The 18,131-nt window shown below is 51.3% G+C and carries 18 protein-coding genes and 2 tRNA genes; 17 read left to right on the top strand and 3 right to left on the bottom strand.

The window, feature by feature from the left end:
- Nucleotides 1-74 precede the first annotated feature (74 nt).
- The 7 genes from CL1_RS04295 to CL1_RS04270 all read left to right on the top strand — a co-directional run bounded on the left by CL1_RS04295 (nt 75) and on the right by CL1_RS04270 (nt 3,821).
- A tRNA-Glu gene (locus tag CL1_RS04295) sits at nt 75-152 on the top strand.
- A 13-nt stretch (nt 153-165) separates the two neighbouring features.
- Nucleotides 166-243: transfer RNA gene (locus CL1_RS04290), tRNA-Ile, on the top strand.
- 394 nt (nt 244-637) lie between these two features.
- Entirely contained in the window at nt 638-1,765 is a 1,128-nt protein-coding gene (locus tag CL1_RS04285; RefSeq protein ID WP_148267278.1) for an AAA family ATPase, read from the top strand.
- A 376-nt stretch (nt 1,766-2,141) separates the two neighbouring features.
- Nucleotides 2,142-2,309, top strand: coding sequence for a hypothetical protein (locus tag CL1_RS10565; RefSeq protein WP_237266277.1), 168 nt, complete (start codon nt 2,142-2,144; stop codon nt 2,307-2,309).
- A 475-nt stretch (nt 2,310-2,784) separates the two neighbouring features.
- Nucleotides 2,785-2,964: a zinc finger domain-containing protein gene (locus tag CL1_RS04280; RefSeq protein ID WP_012572828.1), complete on the top strand. Its 180-nt coding sequence runs from the start codon at nt 2,785-2,787 to the stop codon at nt 2,962-2,964.
- A gap of 18 nt (nt 2,965-2,982) precedes the next feature.
- On the top strand, nt 2,983-3,258 hold the full coding sequence (locus tag CL1_RS04275) for an elongation factor 1-beta (protein WP_014788662.1): 276 nt from the start codon (nt 2,983-2,985) through the stop codon (nt 3,256-3,258).
- Nucleotides 3,259-3,638: 380 nt separating this feature from the next.
- Entirely contained in the window at nt 3,639-3,821 is a 183-nt protein-coding gene (locus CL1_RS04270) for a DUF2283 domain-containing protein (protein WP_014788661.1), read from the top strand.
- Nucleotides 3,822-3,858: 37 nt separating this feature from the next.
- On the opposite strand, the gene CL1_RS04265 is transcribed toward CL1_RS04270, so the two are convergent.
- Entirely contained in the window at nt 3,859-4,884 is a 1,026-nt protein-coding gene (locus CL1_RS04265) for a tetratricopeptide repeat protein (protein ID WP_014788660.1), read from the bottom strand.
- A 303-nt stretch (nt 4,885-5,187) separates the two neighbouring features.
- Between CL1_RS04265 and CL1_RS04260 the strand changes: the two genes are divergently transcribed.
- The 10 genes from CL1_RS04260 to CL1_RS10815 all read left to right on the top strand — a co-directional run bounded on the left by CL1_RS04260 (nt 5,188) and on the right by CL1_RS10815 (nt 15,474).
- A complete protein-coding gene (locus tag CL1_RS04260) occupies nt 5,188-7,032 on the top strand; it encodes an anaerobic ribonucleoside triphosphate reductase (protein WP_014788659.1) in 1,845 nt (614 codons plus the stop codon).
- 28 nt (nt 7,033-7,060) lie between these two features.
- The gene (locus CL1_RS04255; protein WP_048151920.1) at nt 7,061-7,810 is read left to right on the top strand and encodes an anaerobic ribonucleoside-triphosphate reductase activating protein; all 750 of its coding nucleotides are present in this window, start codon (nt 7,061-7,063) and stop codon (nt 7,808-7,810) included.
- A gap of 104 nt (nt 7,811-7,914) precedes the next feature.
- Nucleotides 7,915-9,552, top strand: coding sequence for a thermosome subunit beta (gene thsB / locus CL1_RS04250; protein ID WP_014788657.1), 1,638 nt, complete (start codon nt 7,915-7,917; stop codon nt 9,550-9,552).
- A 293-nt stretch (nt 9,553-9,845) separates the two neighbouring features.
- Entirely contained in the window at nt 9,846-10,874 is a 1,029-nt protein-coding gene (locus CL1_RS04245; protein ID WP_014788656.1) for a hypothetical protein, read from the top strand.
- Nucleotides 10,871-11,839 carry a hypothetical protein gene (locus CL1_RS04240; protein ID WP_014788655.1) on the top strand — a complete coding sequence of 323 codons (969 nt, stop codon included), beginning with the start codon at nt 10,871-10,873 and terminating at the stop codon, nt 11,837-11,839. Before CL1_RS04245 ends, CL1_RS04240 begins: the two co-directional genes overlap by 4 nt.
- A gap of 161 nt (nt 11,840-12,000) precedes the next feature.
- The gene (locus CL1_RS04235; RefSeq protein WP_014788654.1) at nt 12,001-12,795 is read left to right on the top strand and encodes a hypothetical protein; all 795 of its coding nucleotides are present in this window, start codon (nt 12,001-12,003) and stop codon (nt 12,793-12,795) included.
- Between the two features lie 323 nt (nt 12,796-13,118).
- Nucleotides 13,119-13,913 carry a hypothetical protein gene (locus CL1_RS04230; protein ID WP_014788653.1) on the top strand — a complete coding sequence of 265 codons (795 nt, stop codon included), beginning with the start codon at nt 13,119-13,121 and terminating at the stop codon, nt 13,911-13,913.
- 33 nt (nt 13,914-13,946) lie between these two features.
- Nucleotides 13,947-14,654: a hypothetical protein gene (locus tag CL1_RS04225; protein WP_014788652.1), complete on the top strand. Its 708-nt coding sequence runs from the start codon at nt 13,947-13,949 to the stop codon at nt 14,652-14,654.
- 26 nt (nt 14,655-14,680) lie between these two features.
- A complete protein-coding gene (locus tag CL1_RS10820; RefSeq protein ID WP_014788651.1) occupies nt 14,681-15,034 on the top strand; it encodes a hypothetical protein in 354 nt (117 codons plus the stop codon).
- 41 nt (nt 15,035-15,075) lie between these two features.
- On the top strand, nt 15,076-15,474 hold the full coding sequence (locus tag CL1_RS10815; RefSeq protein ID WP_014788650.1) for a hypothetical protein: 399 nt from the start codon (nt 15,076-15,078) through the stop codon (nt 15,472-15,474).
- A gap of 17 nt (nt 15,475-15,491) precedes the next feature.
- Here CL1_RS10815 and taw3 read toward each other — a convergent pair whose 3' ends face one another.
- Both taw3 and CL1_RS04205 read right to left on the bottom strand, forming a co-directional pair.
- Nucleotides 15,492-16,079: a tRNA(Phe) 7-((3-amino-3-carboxypropyl)-4-demethylwyosine(37)-N(4))-methyltransferase Taw3 gene (taw3, locus tag CL1_RS04210; protein ID WP_014788649.1), complete on the bottom strand. Its 588-nt coding sequence runs from the start codon at nt 16,077-16,079 to the stop codon at nt 15,492-15,494.
- A gap of 3 nt (nt 16,080-16,082) precedes the next feature.
- Nucleotides 16,083-18,065, bottom strand: a complete 1,983-nt coding sequence (locus tag CL1_RS04205; protein WP_014788648.1) for an IGHMBP2 family helicase — start codon at nt 18,063-18,065, stop codon at nt 16,083-16,085.
- Between the last annotated feature and the right edge of the window lie 66 nt (nt 18,066-18,131).

Raw genomic sequence — 18,131 nt, 5'->3', positions numbered from 1 at the left:
TTAGTAGGAGATGGGTTGCAATGGCAGCCGACCGAAAACTTTTTAAACCCTCCCTCCTCCCTAATCTCGGACACGCCCCGGTGGTGTAGCCCGGTCAATCATGCGGGACTCTCGATCCCGCGACCCGGGTTCAAATCCCGGCCGGGGCACCAGAATCCTTCTCCTGGGCCCGTGGCTCAGCCTGGTCAGAGCGCCCGCCTGATAAGCGGGAGGTCCGGGGTTCGAAGCCCCGCGGGCCCACCATAAGAAACTTTTCTGGCGAAAAGTTTCATCAAAGTTTGTAGCTCCTTTTGGAAAACTAAATCCTTGGGTGATTTCTCACCAATGGCCGTTTTGAGTGTGAGAACTTGTTAAATTGTTCTTTGTGTAGGGGTTTAACTCTAAGATAGACACCTGAAGGGCGTCGGGAGAAAGTAAACCCCTTTCAATGGATTCTCTTTAAAGTGTTCTCCACTTGAAAACTGTGCACTTGAAGCATAAAATCTCTTACCCACATGGGCGTTCTTTGCGAAGAGCTACTACCTTTTGGTTGAACATTTTCCAAAAGCTTCGGCGCTGGTGGGGGTAGTTGCCTGTTCTGAAAATTTCTGTGCGAGAATTACATTAAATTTTTATCTATATCTCCCTGAAACCTTATGTGGTGGAAGCTATGGGATGTCAAAAGCCGAACTATTTCAGCACGGCACCAAAAACCCGCATATGTGATCTTTTCGGAAGGGACTATCATGTATATAAGTTCGAAAAATGGATGCTGAACCCAAACAGGAGATTCTTCATAATTACCGGTCCCCGAAGAGTTGGTAAAACAAGCTTTCTCTACTCTACACTCAACGAGTTACACGAATCAAAAAACTACCAGACCATTGTAATCGATGTGAGGAAAGTAATCTCAATGAACAAAAACTATCCAGAAAACCTCATAGCTCAAAAAATGACTGGACTCTTATCGGGAAAAAAGCGTTTCAAAGAAATATTTCCTTTTGCGAAAATAACCGTGAAACTCCCGTTCATCGAGGCGGCGTGGGAAAATAAGGAAGAGCTTTCCCTCGCCGAGATATTCGACGCTCTAGGAGAAACAGACCACACTTTCGTAATAGCCTTTGATGAAGCGCAGGAACTGAGATATGGACAGAATGACCTCAGAGAACTTTTTGCATCGGTACTTGATTCACCAGAGTTACAAAACATAAAACTTATCTTCACCGGTTCACAAGTTGGCATACTCGAAAAATGGCTTGCGGTTGATGATGGCGATTCCCCGCTCTATGGACGCTTTGAAAAACGTATCCACCTCAACCGTTTCAGCCCCAACGAAACAATACGCTTCCTTGAGGAGGGCTTTGAGCAAAACGAGTTTGATGATTATGATTTCGATGAACTCATACTTGCGTATGATGGGGTAGGTGGCACGCCGGGCTGGCTCATTGATTATGCAAATGACCGCCTTGAAGGCTACACTCACAGAAAAGCGCTCAAAAATATGATTGAGAAGGCTAAAAAGAATGTGATAAGCGAGTTCAAGCAACTGAGAAAAGACAAGAAAAAAGAATCAAACTACGAAAAGGTCATGAGGATTATCGCGAAGAAAGTTCATGAGAGGGGATATGCGAAGTTCGGAGAGGTAAGGAGCTACACAAAGTTGGACGATTCCTTATTGAGAAGGTTGCTCATCAAGCTCGATGATTATGGGTACATCGAACAAGTGGGACATGATAGGTATACAATCTTTGACCCCATTGTGGCAAATGTGTTTGGTGATGTATAATTTTCCACATAGTCAGTTACTGACCATGTGGAGACTTATCCATTAATGAACATGTTTGTCGCCGATCTGAGTACATATGCCATTCGATGAGCCTGGGAACTGAAGGGATGTTCTTTTCGAGCTTGATGAGCAACCTTGCCCGGCAACATTTTCAGTGCTGGCGGAAGGTTTGCGCGTGGTTCTAAGGACACTGTCCTTCAGAGATTATAAGACAGAAACTCCAGGTTAATATCCACCAACAAATTTAGGCTCTAGTCTGCTTAAGTCGACTAAAACATAGGGATTTTGTTCTGTTTGGACAGACTAGAAGGTAGAAGTTTCGCCTTCACTACGATGCCCAGAAGGGAGGGGCCGACTTCATCTTAAGTGGGGGAAAATGGGCATTGTCGTTGAAGTTGGATGGGGGAAGAAAGGAACTAAGCAGGTTCTAAGAACGATGAAAAAGACCGGCCTGGACTGTGGTGTGGTCGTCCATAACGGAAAGCTTGAAAACAGAAATGGCGTGTGGTTTGTCCCCCGTGAACTGTTTCTCCTGATGCTTTGAGCTTTTCGCAGTTCCCTTTATCCTGTCCGTATGAGAGGAGCCGGTGCTGTTAAGGTTTGGTTAACCCCCGCAACTCTTAATGTACTATTTTGGACGTTCCCCATAATGGGGGACCTCTCATTTCTCCGGAGCACTCATTACGTGAGGTGTCTCCCTAAAGAACAGGGGGAGATAAGTTAAACCTCGGGGGGCGAGGGGGCGGAGCCCCCCAATAGATTGAAAAAAGAGGGGTGCGGGGTGGAACCCCGCATCTTCACACGGTTTCAAGATGGTCTGCATTTGCTGAAAATCCTTCCAGGATACTGACCTGTCTGGTAAGGAAGTGCGGAAAAATTACTGTTTGATGACTTGGTATATAGACATGAGTCAGCGAATTTATCCCGATTAAAGCCATCTCCCTCGGGGAAAAGCTTATAAGCCAACCCCCGCAATGCCCACCAGTGATTAAAAACCACCTTTCTCGGAGGTGTTCGCAGTGGAAGCCAAGTTCGAGATACCCGTATGCACATCATGCGGAAAGGAGATAACCCCTAGGGAGCACGCCACTCACTTCGTCTGCCCGAACTGCGGCGAGGAGATAATCTGGCGCTGCGAAAGCTGCAGGGTGTTAAGCGTCCCCTACAAGTGCCCCAAGTGCGGCTGGGAGGGGCCGTGAATTAGGAGGTGAAAAGGAATGAGCGACTTCAACCTTGTTGGCGTTATAAAGGTCATGCCGACCGACCCCGATGTGAACCTCGACGAGCTCGAGGAGAAGCTGAAGGCCGTTATCCCCGAGAGGTTCGGCCTCGCCAAGGTCGAGCGCGAGCCTATAGCTTTTGGTCTCGTCGCCCTCAAGTTCTACGTCCTTGGAAAGGACGAGGAGGGCTACTCCTACGACGAGGTCGCCGAGCTCTTCGAGAAGGTTGAGAACGTCGAGAGCGCCCAGGTCGAGACCGTTTCGAGGATTTGAATCCTCACATCTTTTCTCTATACTGTTATCACTCTTGAATGCAGTTTTCAGAAGAAACGCAAAACACAATATTTTTAGTTTTTCAGCCGAAATGTGTTTGATGGGAATCGTCTTAACTGACCATGCAAAGGAAAGACTTAGAGAACGGGAGATTGGCATTGAAGAAGTGGAGACCACCGTAAATTTACCGGGGAGGCAGTTTATGACCTGCGCTCGGGTCATTTTGTTGCGATTGGCCCGAGAAACGTCCCCAACCACTGGCTGATAGTAGCCTACGATAAAAGAGACGATACCATTGAAGTGATAACCGTCATAGACACCAGCAAAAGCCTCGGCAAAATCATTGAGCGAAGATTATCATCCCGGAGGGGGGTTGAGGTATGAAAGTTAGGTATGACCCAAAGGCCGACATCCTCTACATCCTCATTCGGGAGGGCCCTGTGGCAGACACTGACGAGGTTGACGACGATGTGTGGTTCGAGTATGACGAGAACGGGAACGTCGTTGGGATTGAAATATGGAACGCCGGCGAAAACGTTATCAGAAAGAGCTTCTGGAGATAGAGCGCTATATAAAAGGGCTGAAGGAGGGAATAAAGGCTTAAAGCCCCAAACTTAAACTCAACTTTGGCCTCTTCCACTCGTCGAGTATCGAGCGAAGCTCCTCGTTCTCCACCCTGGCGTAAAGCTCATCGAAGCGCTTCTTGGCCTCATCGTCCCCGGCCTTCCAGCGGGCCAGCTCCGCTATGGCCCTGAAGAAGTGTGCCGTATCGTCCTCGAAGAGCTCGGCAAAGGCCTCCATGTTCTCCGCGACCGTTTCGTAGGCGTTTTCGTTGAAGAGGCCCTCGATGAAATCCACCAGAGTGTCGAAGACGAGGCCAAAGACGTCGTCGCTCACGTTGATGGCCTTGACGAGTGCATCTCTTATCGCCCTGAAGGCCTTATCGTAGTCCTCTCTACCCGCGTGTATCTCCGCCTCCACCAGCTTGGCGTTTATCTCAATCTCGTCGTCCCTCGGGTTCCTGAGGACCTCGTTTATTAGGGCCTCTGCGGCATCGTAATTCCCGAGCTCGTAGTGGAAGTGGGCCAGATCGAGGAGGCTTATCAGGTGGTTCTTCTCGTCGTTTATGCGCTCGAATATCTCCCTCGCGCGCTCCATCAGCTCTATCGCCTTCTCTGTCTCTCCGAGTTCGTCGTGGTTCACCGCGAGGTTCGCCAGGGTAAGGGCTATCTCCTTGTCGTTCTTCAGAACGTTTTCCTCGTGCTCGAGGAGCTTCTCATAGGTTTCTATGGCCTTCTCTGGCATTCCGAAGTGCTCGTAGGCGTCGGCCAGGTAGTAGAGCGCGGTCGCGTACTCCTCGGGGTCGTCCTTCTTTCTCTCAACGACCTTCCTGTATAGCTCTACCGCGCTCTCAACGTCATCAAGATGAGCATAGACGTGGCCAATCTCGTGGAGCAGGTCGTAGGGGTCCTCGCACTCGACCGCGATTTCCCCGAGCCTTCCAAGCTCTTCCCTCAGCTCTTCTTCCTTCTCGATGGAGTCGATGTAATCGTCAAAGAGCTCCAAAAGCCTCTCGCAGTCCTTCTCGCTTAAAGCCTTCTCCCATTCAGCCTTGACATCGGCCACTTTACATCACCGTCCTTCGGTTGGCCGAACGGGTTAAAAAGCTATGGCTGCCCGGAGGGGGGCATCTTATCGTCAAATATTGCCCCATCATTTTGCATTAATGACGACTATTTGTCGATATTTATTCTTTGGGTGGTGTACGTTGTCAGTTTGATTGTCTTAAAGTTATGGATATTTTGTCCATATTGTCGTTTGGCGTAATCTCGTGGGGCAGTCTTGGAAAAACGACCGCGGGTTCAAGGGGAAGCGTTATATCGGGCGTTTACCCCTCCAATCATTGGATAATTTATCCAGGTGATCCTCATGGAGACCTTGAAGAAAGATGTGATCCAGGAGTACGCCGGCTGGAGCAGTCTCGACGTTCTGGAGAACGCGAACCGCTATCCCGGCCCGACTGGCTTCTTCGCCTACGTGATGGAAGAAGCGCTAAAGGAGAGCCTCTCGCTCATTCCTGAGGGGGGAAGGAAGGCCCATTTTTCCGGGGACATCTACATCCACAAGCTTCCCTACAGCCTCTACATACCCTACTGCACGGGCCACAGCACGGCGAGGCTCCTTGAGAAGGGTCTCAAAACCCCGACGATCGTCTCGAGGCCGGCCAGGCACTTCGACACCTACGTCGACCACATAGCCAACTACCTCATAACCATGCAGCACTACTTCAGCGGGGCGCAGGCTCTAAGCTCGGTCGAGTGGTACGCGGGACCGTTCGTGAGGAAGGAGGGCCTCGACAGGAGGAAGATACGGCAGAACATCCAGCGATTGGTTTACAATCTCAACTATCCAAGCAGGGTGGGCATGCAGACCCCTTTTACCAACTTCACCGTGACGCTGGACGCGCCGAAGAAGATGCTCGAGGGCGACCACGCCATCTACGCCGGAAGGAAGGCCGAACCCCTCGGTGAATACGAGAGGGAAGCGAAGGAGTTCTTTATAGCCCTAACGGAGGTCCTCCGCGAGGGAGATGCCCTGGGCCAGCCTTTCACGTTCCCGATTCCGACGCTGATGGTCACGGCTAAAATGCTCTGGGACGATCCGGAGGTCTTCGAGGCCGTCTTTACAACAGCCTCAAAGCGCGGGAGCTTCTACTGGCTCAACACGAACGTAGTTGACCCCGATGCGAGCTACGCGATGTGTTGCCGCATAGCCATTGACAAAACCGAGATGGCCTTCGCCTTCGGCATCTCCGGGAAGAGCGTCGAAGAAGAGACCCTAGAAAAGCTTGAACGCCAGCGCTTCGGTGGGCTCTGGGCGATGCCAGACATCACAGGCTCCGTGAACGTCACGACAGTCAACCTTCCGAGGCTTGCACTCAAAGCTAGAGGCGACGACGATAGGTTCTGGGAAGAGTACGAGCGCGTTCTCCAGGTCGTCCGGGACACCACCGATTGGTTCAGGGAGCGCTACGTGAGGCTGATAACGAATTACAGGCACATGTACAGCATGATTCACCTCTACCTCGAGGAGTTCCCGAGCAGTCACTTCAACACTATCGGAATCCTCGGCCTTCCTGAGGCGGCAGCGATTTACCTCAACGAACCGAAGCTCTGGGAGGAAGGGAGCAGAAGGGACTGGCTCAAAGCCGCTGAACTCATGAAGGAGATGGTCGAGTTCGCCACAGCCAAAGCGAGGGAGTGGATGAGAGAAACCGGAACGCCCTGGAACGTCGAGGAGGTTCCCGGTGAGAGTGCCGCGGCGAAGCTCGCCCTCAAAGACCTCCGCGACTTCCCGGAGCTTGAGGAGTACCTCAGCGACGCCGAGAACCCGATTTATTCAACCAGCATAGCGCCCTACTACGGCTCCCTCGAGCTGGCCGACCGGATAAGAGTCGAGGAAAAGGTCCAGAGGAGCTTCACCGGCGGAGTTATGATGCACATCTTCCTCGGGGAGGAGCCTGATCCGGAGGCACTGGCGAAGCTCACCAAGAGGCTCATGAGGACCGAGCTGGTTTACTGGAGCTACACGCCGGCCCTGACCGTCTGCAACGACTGTAACTACTCGACAACCGGCCTTCACACTCACTGCCCGCGCTGCGGAAGCGAGAACGTCGAGATATGGAGCAGGATTATCGGCTACTACCGCCCGCTCAAAAACTGGAACCCCTTCAGGAAGAAGGAGTTCTGGACGAGGAGGCACTACTCCTCCTGACGTTTTCTTTTCTCCTGGGGGTGATTCGATGCTCACAGGTGGCTGGAAGAGCGTCAGCATGGTTGACGTCCGCGGAAAGGTAACATTCACGCTGTGGCTCTGCGGTTGCAACTTGAAATGCCCCTTCTGCCACAACTGGCGCATAGCTGAAGGCCTCGACTGCTTCCCCCTGGATAGGAAACTTCTCTTGGAGGAGCTCGAATCCAGCTCGTTCCTCGTTGATTACCTTCACGTCACAGGGGGAGAACCGCTGATGCAATGGTGGGAGCTGAGCTCGCTCTTCTCCAAAGTTAAGCTTCTCGACGTGCCGGTGAGTTTGAACACCAACCTCACCCTCGTCGGACCGCTTGAAAAACTCCTGAAGGCGGGGCTGGTAGATCACATAGCAACTGACCTCAAGGCACCGCCCGAGCTGTACGGTCTCCCTACCGAAGTTGCTGAACGGCTCTGGAACCTCTTCCTCAGGGGGCTTGAAGTCGTTTCGGACTACGAAATCCCGCTCGAACTCAGAATCCCGGTGCCGAGGGGCTTTGACGTATGGCCATGGGTCGAGGAAGGGCTCGGACACATCAAAACGGACTTTTACGTCGTCCTTAATCCGCTCGTCGGAAAACCGCTGACAAATCCTCGCGACGAGGACTGGTGCTCCGCTCACTGCTGGCCCGGGAAAGAAGTCCATGAACTCAAAGAAAAACTGGGGGAGCTTGGCCTGAGGGTTTACGTCAGCGGTTTCCTCAAAACCCAATGGAACCAAGCGAACACCATGGAGGCAACGTAACCGAAAAATTTATAAATAGTCCAAAGGAACGATAAAGCGGAAGCACCAATTGTAACTAAAACCTCTCATTCCTCAAAAACAAAAGCGGGAGGGGGTGAGGGGAGATGGCCCAGCTCGCTGGACAGCCGGTTGTTATTCTGCCCGAGGGAACCCAGAGGTACGTTGGAAGGGACGCCCAGAGGCTCAACATTCTGGCCGCTAGGATAGTCGCCGAGACCATAAGGACCACCCTCGGTCCGAAGGGTATGGACAAGATGCTCGTGGACAGCCTCGGTGACATCGTCATCACCAACGACGGTGCCACCATACTCGATGAGATGGACATCCAGCACCCCGCTGCCAAGATGATGGTTGAAGTCGCCAAGACCCAGGACAAGGAGGCTGGTGACGGTACCACCACCGCCGTTGTCATCGCTGGCGAGCTTCTCAGGAAGGCCGAGGAGCTCCTCGACCAGAACATTCACCCGAGCATAGTCATCAAGGGTTACGCTCTCGCTGCCGAGAAGGCCCAGGAGATACTCGACGAGATAGCCAAGAGCGTTGATGTCGAGGACAAGGAGATACTCAAGAAGGCCGCGGTCACCTCCATCACCGGTAAGGCCGCCGAGGAGGAGAGGGAGTACCTCGCCGAAATAGCCGTCGAGGCCGTCAAGCAGGTCGCCGAGAAGGTCGGCGACAGGTACAAGGTGGACCTCGACAACATCAAGTTCGAGAAGAAGGAGGGCGCGAGCGTCCGCGAGACCCAGCTCATCAAGGGCGTCGTCATCGACAAGGAGGTCGTCCACCCCGGCATGCCCAAGAGGGTTGAGGGCGCGAAGATAGCCCTCATCAACGAGGCCCTCGAGGTCAAGGAGACCGAGACCGACGCTGAGATAAGGATCACCAGCCCGGAGCAGCTCCAGGCCTTCCTTGAGCAGGAGGAGAAGATGCTCCGCGAGATGGTCGAGAAGATCAAGGAGGTTGGAGCGAACGTCGTCTTCGTCCAGAAGGGCATCGACGACCTCGCCCAGCACTACCTCGCCAAGTACGGCATAATGGCCGTTCGCAGGGTCAAGAAGAGCGACATGGAGAAGCTCGCGAAAGCTACTGGCGCCAAGATCGTCACCAACGTCCGCGACCTCACCCCGGAGGACCTCGGTGAGGCCGAGCTCGTCGAGCAGAGGAAGGTCGCCGGCGAGAACATGATCTTCGTCGAGGGCTGCAAGAACCCGAAGGCGGTAACCATACTCATCAGGGGCGGTACCGAGCACGTCGTTGACGAGGTCGAGAGGGCGCTCGAAGATGCTGTCAAGGTCGTCAAGGACATCGTCGAGGACGGCAAGATCGTGGCAGCTGGCGGTGCTCCGGAGATCGAGCTGGCTATAAGGCTTGACGAGTACGCCAAGGAGGTTGGCGGCAAGGAGCAGCTCGCCATCGAGGCCTTCGCCGAGGCGCTCAAGGTCATACCGAGGACCCTCGCGGAGAACGCTGGCCTTGACCCGGTCGAGACCCTCGTTAAGGTCATTGCCGCCCACAAGGAGAAGGGCGCCAGCATCGGCGTTGACGTCTTCGAGGGCGAGCCGGCTGACATGTTCGAGCGCGGCGTCATCGCCCCGGTCAGGGTTCCGAAGCAGGCCATCAAGAGCGCCAGCGAGGCTGCGATAATGATCCTCAGGATCGACGACGTCATCGCCGCCAGCAAGCTCGAGAAGGACAAGGGCGGCGAGGGCGGAGGCAACGACTTCGGCAGCGACCTCGACTGAAGGCTTTGAGCTTTGGCTCTCCTACCTTTTTCTGTTCTCCCGACTTTTGGTTGGAGTTCAAGATTTGGAGTCTTTCTGGAATAGAGTACAGGTTTGGTCTAGTTGTTATTCAATTTTGGCCTGCTCAGCCGTGTTCTTTTGTTCGCTCTTTTACTCTCCCTTCTTTTGTCTTGTTCTCTTCTTGATGCTATGGTTGGAAATTGAAAATCCTACGAAAAAAACGGAACTGATTCAAACTTGTAATTGGAAAAATTTTAAGGATTTTAATGTAACATACACATAGGGGTGTGTCTATGGATGGTTGGGTCCGGAAGGTTGGTGCTCTGCTTTTGCTTGCTATGCTGTTGAGTCTCCAGTTGGGGACTGTCCAGGAGACCAAGGCTTTAACTGCCAGCAATTCCAGCGTAACATTCCGGAGGACTGTAGTTGCCTGGTACGATGAGAATGGTAAGCTCCAGCTCAACGTCACGTGGGTGAATAAGACCATTGACTTCGCGAACTTGACTAATGCCTCCTGTGCATGCCACAACTCAAGCTTCTGTAGTGCCTCAAACTTGACTGCAAACTTTAATGTTTCAGTGGTTACGCTTTACAACATGACGAGGAAGCACGAGCAGTTGTTGTTCTTTGGGATAACCCTTTACAACGAGACTTTCAACTACACCATATATGCCCTCGTTTACAAGGCTGAGAGGAGTCAGTATAATCTAAGTGTTATTACAAGAATAATACCCATAAACGGCACTAACTTGTTCACAACAATGGTGAATATCGAACCGAGGGATAGTAAGGCCCAACCTGTAGCGGATATAGTGTTCTTCGCGAACAAAACCCCTCTTGCTGACCACTATAGATTTGTTGGCAAAGTGCTGAATGAAATCAGGAAGAACGATACCACAAGCTGGATCTGGAATAAAGTCAGGATTGAGCTTAACGATCTAGCTAAGAAAACTGAGAGGGGTTTAGGAGACTATAATATAGTAGGACACGGCACTGTCATAATAATGGATGATACATGTACATCAAGTTGTGGGCTCATATGTTCATTGTCTACAACCCCTTTCTGTTTCCTACTATGCGGAATCGTTGCAGAAAATCCGCTGTGTGGCATAACCTGCTCAATCTTGTGGGGAGGTGCCTGTGGTTTTGGCTGTAGTGTTGCTTGTACAGGAACTACCGATCTCTGTTCGGTAGGGTGTGGTGGATTCTGTGCAGGACTTTGCTCAGCTGCATGTACAAAACTGGGGCCATTTTCATTTTTCTGTGAAGAATATGCGTGCGCTCCAGCTTGTACCGGAGCTTGTGAGGTGGTATGTGGATGAGCGGGAAGAAACATTTTCTCCTTCTAAACTTTTTTATCGGGGCAGTTTTTCTGGCAATCCTGTTCCACTACGCCCTTTCGCTTTCATTGGGGGAAAGCTTCTTATTTGCAGTCATCTTGTCACTTCTCTACACCTCTGCGCATATTTTCTGGAAAAGACAGGATAAACAGCAGAGAGAGTCTCAATTTTTAAAATCTCCAAGTATTGGGCTTATACTCTTTTTTCTGATTTCGTTTGGGTTTGGAGTGCTTTTATTTGAGCTTATCCACGCGGCGTTTGCAAAACCGGGCACCTCTTTCATCCCTCTCGCCAAAGTGCTCGGCGTTTTGTTCATAATCGGCACGTCTGTGCTGTTTCTCGTGGCAATGATACACGAGAGGGATAAGAAAACACCCGAAAAAGTCGTCTATTCTTGGCGAAACTTCCTCAAGGAACTTTCAACGTCCTTCTTAGTGTTTGCAATCGCATACTCCTCAGGGGTGAGTCTGGAAAAGAGCCTCTCGATGGCGCTTTACGTTTTTGTTTTGGCCAGCTGGTACTATTCCATAATGGCTCACAAGTATGTGATATCCGAGCGGATATTTAAAATCAGGATCGTTGTAAATTTTGTGGCCGTCACTTCCGGGCTGTACCTGTTCGTAATTGACAACATAGTCCTAAGTGGCCTGATTGGGGCACTTTTCGCGGTTGTGTCTGAAAAAGACTACAAGATAACCAGGAAACTTGTGGCAGAAGGGTTGCTGGGGAAGAAATACGCCGAAAGCGGAGCCTGGCGCCTGTTTTACGGCATCTTTTATGGATTTGGGGCGATGGTAGCTTTGATGATAGTCACTGGGGATTACAGTGCCTCGTTTATCAGGGAATCTTTGTTAACGGTGTTCAGGCTCCTGTACATATTTACGACGATTTTCCTTCCCTTCGGGACGTTTCTTGGGTGGTTGAGGCTGAAGGTTCATAATGGATGACCTAAAAACATAGACATTTGTGTTCTTTTGTCCGTTCCCTTACTCATACTCTTTTTGATTTGTTCTCGTCGTTTTGATACGGTTAGAAATTGAAAATCCCACGAAAAAACGTTAACTAATCCAACTAGTAAAAATTAGAATCAACTGGCCAGGTGGTGGCCATGAACTGGAGAAAGGCGACGTTCGGCGTGTTTCTGGTCTTTATGGTGCTGAGCCTGCAGTTGATTGCCGCTCCACAGGCCATGGCAATGAGCACTAACAACGCCAGCATAACCTTTAGGAGGGCGGTGGTTGCTTGGTACGATGAGAATGGTAAGCTTCAGATGAACGTCACGTGGGTGAATGCAACATTAAACTTCACTAATTTGACGCATTCTCCCTGCGCTTGCCAGAACGCCAGTTCTTGTGGTGCTTTTAATACGAGCGATCACGTTAATGTTTCGATAACCACTCTGTACAACATGACAAGGAATCATGAACAGTTGTTGTTCATCAAGGTTACTGCTTACAATGCCACCTTTAACTACACCATATACAACCTTGTTTATAGAGCCGAGAGGAGTCAGTATAATTTTACGCTAATCACTGAAATCCTAACTGACCCTAAAACTGGAGAGTACAGGGCTTTTGTTACTGGAATGAACATCGCTCCTGATGATGAGAGCAGGGCAGTTCCTGTTGGGGATACTGTACTGGTAATTGGTAATCTCACGCTTTCAGATTACTACTGGACTCTGAACAAGGTTCTCATGAAGCTCCCCAGGGGTGATGAGACGAACTGGATTTGGGGCAGGAGTGCTTACGAGTTAAGGCACCTTTCGCACCTAGTGAGGCTTAAGCTTCCTGAGTACAATGGAAAAGCAAACTTAGGGTATGCTATAGTCATCGATGACTACTCAGCGTGCGTTCATCTCTGCGACTTGTCATGCACTGGACTTTTTACCTTGTCTGTATAGCTGCAGCAGGCAGTAGTGGAGGAGTACTCTCGATTATATGCTTTGCAGGGGGGTTTATATGCTCGGGTCTTTGTGCCTCTACGTGTGGTGAGGACTTCTGGTCTAGCATTGTAAAAGGAGGAAGTTGCTCTGCTGGATGTTCAGAGATACTAAAGAGAATTTGTGCAAGTAGATGTGGAATATTGGGAAGCGTTTGCGCGGATGCCTGTGCAGCAGTTTTTGCTCCAATGATTTGTCCCCAGATTTGTGATACTATATTCTCATAGTCTTGAGCCCCTCATTTTTTAATTCTCCAGAATCAGAGCATTGTGGGGGATTCAAAAATGAAATTCGGAAAAAGGTCGGTAATGGAGGCTGTAATAGTTCCACTGGTGGCGTGGGTAGTTATATGGTTGTTTCTCTATATTCGCCCAACATCTGGTATTCAGCGTGAGAATTTCAACGTTTCCTGGCTGATTACAACGGTGGTTTCCCTATTACTTGTGCTGGCTTTTATTGCCCTTGTGCTCAAAAAGCGCCTGAGAAAAGTGGGTTATACCGACCTCAAATTTAAAGAGCTCCCCCAAGTTCTTGAGAAGGCTGACCCGGAGATTATCAATGATTTGACGTCAGGAATTTTTCGTGCTATTTTAATATGGGGTGCTTTTAGTTCAGGGGTTCTGATTAATGGTCCTAAGAAAGGGATAATACTCGCTATTGACTTTGCACTGGTTTTTATAACTGTCGGGCTCTTGTTAATCATCTCTATGGTGGTATTGCTCATGGACGTGCCTTTGATGCTCTATGAAAGTTTAACTGGAAAACGGCTCTCGCCCATCTTCAAGGAAATCCTGCTGATTTCGCTGGTTTCTGGGGGTTCTCTGGTTCTCCTGAGTTGTATGGCCTCACATCTTGGGGCCTCGGAAATTGGGCTATTCCGCTCTCTCTTAAAATTCTACGTAAACAGGGACTTATATGCAAACCTCCAGTTGCTGTCAGCCTTGAATATCCTGTACGGCCTTGTCGGAATTCTAATCCTGCCTAGAAGGAGAAGGGCTGGCCTTTTAATGCTCCTGCTGATTGCCCTCGCCCTCGTCCCCATACTGATAAAGGTTTTTATCCAACTGCACTCATTGTAGTTCGGATTTATCAAAAAAGCCCCGGTGGTCTCAATGGGGAGAAAAATTATTTTTAAGATCTTCATTTTTCCTGTGGTGCTCTCCGCGGTGCTGTTTGGCTTCGCCTGGGTGAAACTCGGCCTCATAACCCGTGAATGGGTTCTTAGTACGATCCTTCTTTTTGTCCTCATGGTAGCTTCAATGGTCTTCTTCCTAGCCCGCATTCTAGAGAAGCATGGATACGGGAAAAGTGACATCGGGTACCTAAAGCACGATGTACAGGAATGCATAGCCCATCACCTCATTCTCTGGGGAATTTTCAGCACGTTTCTCCTGGGGTTTCACGATGTTTTCCTTGCCATAATGGCGTTCGTTGGCCTGGCTTTTCTTATGGTAGTGATGTATCCGGTCTTCGCCACGATGGTGGTGTGGATTGTAGCTCTCCCGTTGTACTTTCTCAAGAGTAAAAGAGCAGAGTACGTCTTTGAGGGCATTGGTAAAACGTCCCTTGCCTCAGCTCTCGCAATTCCTCCAATATGGGTCGTCTCCCGTTATTTTGCAACCCAGAACTACCCGAAGGAAATTCTGGAAGTATTCACCGCCGTGGTTGTGAACGCCGAAAAGTTCCTGATTCTCTCAATCCTAAACACCCTGTTTGGCTTTTGGGGGTTTATCTCTCGCGCAGAGTTGGAAGGAGGATTCTTGCGATTGTTCTGCTTTCACTTGCAGTGGCCATGCTCTTCGTCGTCTGGGCATTGTTGAAACGTTGAACGTTGGGGGTGTTTAAGATGAAGCCTGGGCGAAAGTTGATGCTGGAAGCTATACTGGTTCCGTTGGTGATTTGGATGGCTCTGTGGGGGCTGTTCTATTTTCGTCCGCGTGTTCCATCACAGAAGATGACTATTACACTCTCCGGACTGATAACGGCGGTCGTTTCCTTCTTCATCGCGCTTGCTATAGCCTTTTTCATATTCAAAAGGCGTCTTGAGAGGGAGCGTAATTCAAAGTTTGGATTTAGGGAGCTTCTTCGGGTTATTGATGAGACGGACATTGGGGGTTATACAAGATTCAGCAAAGGATATCGCTTTCGTAATCCTGATGTGGGGTTCCCTCAGCACGGCCCTTGTGGATATGGGATTTGAGAGGGGCGTTATTTACGTTATCAACTTTGTTGTGATGTGTGATGATTTGTGTTCCTGTGTTTCTGGCAATAGCGGTGCTGTTTATAGACTTCCCCGTCTTTCTCTACGCGCGTTTCGTTGGAAAGGACTCCTCTCCGGGTTCCAGGGAGATTCTCCTTGGTTCTCTCGTCGCACTCATTTCCTTGGTTGCGGTGGGTTTGGTTGCAAATTATTCTGATGTTCGCGTTGAGGCGATACGCCCTATTCTGCATTTCTACAGCGAAGACCCGAGGGGGTATCGGTACGTCCTGTTGCTCTCTGGTTTGAACGTTCTATATGCTCTCTTTGGAATGCTGGTTTATCCCCGGAGGAGAAGGCTCGACCTTTTACTCCTACCGCCCATTGTCCTGCTCATCGCCTACACTCTGCTGAAGACGCTCATATGGGTTCATTCTCATTAGGTGGCAAAGTGGCGTTGTTATAATTTCCCAATCTCTTCCTCCAGCCTCTTGAGCTTCCCCTTGAAGCGCCTCAGCTGGTCGTTCGCTATGGCCACGATTCTCTCGATGTAATCCTCGCTCACCCATAACTCGCCGTCCTCGCCGAGCGGGACGTCCATCCTCTCCGTCGAGCGAATCTCAACGAGGAGCTTCCTGTGGCTGACGCTCTTTATGTTGCTGTACTTGAAGCCGAGGCCTATCGCGAGGTTGAGCAGTCTAACCGCGTCCTCCATCGTCCTCGCGCCGACGTGAAGAATCGGACTCCTCACGAGGAACCAGAGCTGACCGCTGGAGTGCCTTTCTATGGCATCGAAAACCTCCCCAACGTTAACCTCGCGGTGCCACTTGCCGAGCCAGACGGAATTGACCTTGTCGCCGAAGTGGGGCATCTCCATGACCGAAATCCTGCCCGAGCATGAGCTCGTCGTGAAGTAGTTCTCAAGGGCGTTGAGCTTCTCCAGAAGGGGTATTATGTCCTCATCAACCTTGTTCTCGGCCAAAGCCTTCCTCAGGCCCTCCATTGCTTTAGCCTTCTGCTCGTCGAAGTTTTTCGTATAGAGGAACATTCTTCACACCTCCAGCTCGTTGGTATCAACCACCGTCTCCCGCTCTCTCACGAACTCCACCAGCCTCTTGTAGGTCGCGTGTGCGCTTAGAGTCGAGGAATCGCCTATCAAAATCAGCTTCCTCTTAGCCCTCGTCAGCGAGACGTTCAAGCGCCTCAAGTCCTTCAGGAAGCCGAGCTCCCCACGCTTGTTCGAGCGGACGAAGGAGAGAACGATTACCTCCTTCTCGCGCCCCTGGTAGCCGTCAACAGTTTTAACTTCGACTTCCTCGGGCAGGAGCGAGCTTATGAGGTCCCGCTGGTCGTCGTAGGGGGTAATCACACCTATCCACTCGGACCTAACGCCGAGCTTCAACAGCCTTTCAATCGCCTCCCTAACGAGCCGGGCCTCAAGCGGGTTCTCTCTGCTCTCACTTCCATAGCGCTGCCTCTCGAAGCGGTTCTCCCGCCTGGCTGTGTCTATGAAAACCAGCACGTTCCCGGGCTTGAGGACTTCGGCCCAGACATCGCCCTCATCAGGCGACTCCACGCCCAAATCCACCAGTGTTATGCTCCTCACGCTCTCGTCGGCCTCTATTCTGCCGTCGTAGAACTCCCTGCTTGGAAACCTCATCAAGCGTTCGTTCATTCTGTACTGGACGGTAAGCATCTCGCTTTTCTCAGGATAGCGCTCGATCAGGCCCTCGAAGAGGGTCTTACCCAGCTCCTTCGCCTTCTCGCTGAGTATCGTTGGTGGCAGCTGCTTGTGGTCTCCAGCCAGGACGAAGCGCCTCGCGCGGTTTATCGGAATGAGCACGCTCGGTATCGTCGCCTGCGTCGCCTCGTCTATTACCGCGACATCGTAGGAGCCGTAGTCAACGACCTCAAGGCCGGCTGAAGAGTTCGTCGTCAGAACGACGTCCGCTTCCCTTATGATCTCCCGCGCTATCCTCTCCTCGAGCTTTCTGGCATCATCGAAGGTCTTCTGAACCTGCCGGTTGATTTTAATCCACTCCGCCATCTCGCGGATCAGGCGGGCTGGAACACCCCTCGTCCCGATTCCTTTAGAGGCCAGCCTGAGGATTTCCCTGTCGCTCAGCCCCCGCCTGTACTTTGGAGATGGCTTCGTGAAGGTGTCGCGCTTTTCAGCGAGGTTCTGGCCGATGACGCGAAGCTCCCTCAGCTCACCGTACAGCTCGTGCCGGGTTATGAGGTAAGCCAGGGTCGTCTCGTGGAGATTCTTAGAGACCCTGCTCGGGTGGCCGATGCGCACGACCTTTAACCCGGAATTGGCCAAGCGCTCAACAAGGTTGTCCACCGCCACGTTGCTCTCGGCGGTCGCCAAGACCTTGTTCCCCCGCGCTACTTCCTGCCGTATCAGCTCGACGAGCGTCCTCGTTTTTCCCGTTCCGAACGGTCCGTGAATCAGGAAGAAGTCATCGCTACCCAAAGCCCTCGCCACAGCTTTCCTCTGGCTCGCGTTCAGGTTTCTGTCAAAGGGGGTAAAATCGATTTCCTCGCTCTCCTCAGGCTCTCTCAAACCGAGGTAGAGCTCCAAGGCTTTCCTCCCGCTCTCCCTCAGGCTGTCCAGGTTCTCAAGCCATCTCTTAAAGGTTATGTCGTTGGCGTAGAGGTCGAGACGGACACCCTTCAGCGCCCACTCCGGGACCGTTTCCAAAGCCACGGTTATGAAGCGCTTCCCCTTCTCCACGACCGTCCCGATCAGGTCGCTCTTGAGGGGGTCCCTCTTGCTCACAACCACAAGGTCACCGACGCTTATCTCGGTCTTTATCTCCCTGTCGCGTCCGTATTTGACGAGGAAGTAGCCAAGCTCCTCGCCAACGACCTTGCCGTTGAGGCCAAGGATCGTCCTGCCCACCTTCTCCCTCTCGCGCCCGCTAAGCCGCCTCATTTCAGCCCTCATCGCCTCTATCTCGGCCTTCCTCTCCATCTCGATGAGGACCTTGAGGTGAGAGATGAACTTCGTGAGGGTTTCGTTTTCCGTCATCTTCTTCCCCTTCTGAGCTAGGAGCCTCCTTTTTAAAGGATTGGGAAACCTTTTTATTGTGTCGGA

The organism is Thermococcus cleftensis, from assembly GCF_000265525.1.
GTDB classification, from domain to species: domain Archaea; phylum Methanobacteriota_B; class Thermococci; order Thermococcales; family Thermococcaceae; genus Thermococcus; species Thermococcus cleftensis.
The sequence above is the reverse complement of the archived record's forward strand: the minus strand, read 5'-3'. Positions and strand labels throughout refer to the sequence as shown.

Coding starts and splice junctions, on each gene's coding strand:
- taw3 (WP_014788649.1), bottom strand. CDS start 16,079: ATGTTCCTCTATACGAAAAACTTCGACGAGCAGAAGGCTAAAGCAATG.
- CL1_RS10820 (WP_014788651.1), top strand. CDS start 14,681: ATGAAGCCTGGGCGAAAGTTGATGCTGGAAGCTATACTGGTTCCGTTG.
- CL1_RS04245 (WP_014788656.1), top strand. CDS start 9,846: ATGGATGGTTGGGTCCGGAAGGTTGGTGCTCTGCTTTTGCTTGCTATG.
- CL1_RS04260 (WP_014788659.1), top strand. CDS start 5,188: ATGGAGACCTTGAAGAAAGATGTGATCCAGGAGTACGCCGGCTGGAGC.
- CL1_RS04255 (WP_048151920.1), top strand. CDS start 7,061: ATGCTCACAGGTGGCTGGAAGAGCGTCAGCATGGTTGACGTCCGCGGA.
- CL1_RS04205 (WP_014788648.1), bottom strand. CDS start 18,065: ATGACGGAAAACGAAACCCTCACGAAGTTCATCTCTCACCTCAAGGTC.
- CL1_RS04240 (WP_014788655.1), top strand. CDS start 10,871: ATGAGCGGGAAGAAACATTTTCTCCTTCTAAACTTTTTTATCGGGGCA.
- CL1_RS04235 (WP_014788654.1), top strand. CDS start 12,001: ATGAACTGGAGAAAGGCGACGTTCGGCGTGTTTCTGGTCTTTATGGTG.
- CL1_RS10565 (WP_237266277.1), top strand. CDS start 2,142: ATGGGCATTGTCGTTGAAGTTGGATGGGGGAAGAAAGGAACTAAGCAG.
- CL1_RS10815 (WP_014788650.1), top strand. CDS start 15,076: ATGATTTGTGTTCCTGTGTTTCTGGCAATAGCGGTGCTGTTTATAGAC.
- CL1_RS04275 (WP_014788662.1), top strand. CDS start 2,983: ATGAGCGACTTCAACCTTGTTGGCGTTATAAAGGTCATGCCGACCGAC.
- thsB (WP_014788657.1), top strand. CDS start 7,915: ATGGCCCAGCTCGCTGGACAGCCGGTTGTTATTCTGCCCGAGGGAACC.
- CL1_RS04230 (WP_014788653.1), top strand. CDS start 13,119: ATGAAATTCGGAAAAAGGTCGGTAATGGAGGCTGTAATAGTTCCACTG.
- CL1_RS04270 (WP_014788661.1), top strand. CDS start 3,639: ATGAAAGTTAGGTATGACCCAAAGGCCGACATCCTCTACATCCTCATT.
- CL1_RS04225 (WP_014788652.1), top strand. CDS start 13,947: ATGGGGAGAAAAATTATTTTTAAGATCTTCATTTTTCCTGTGGTGCTC.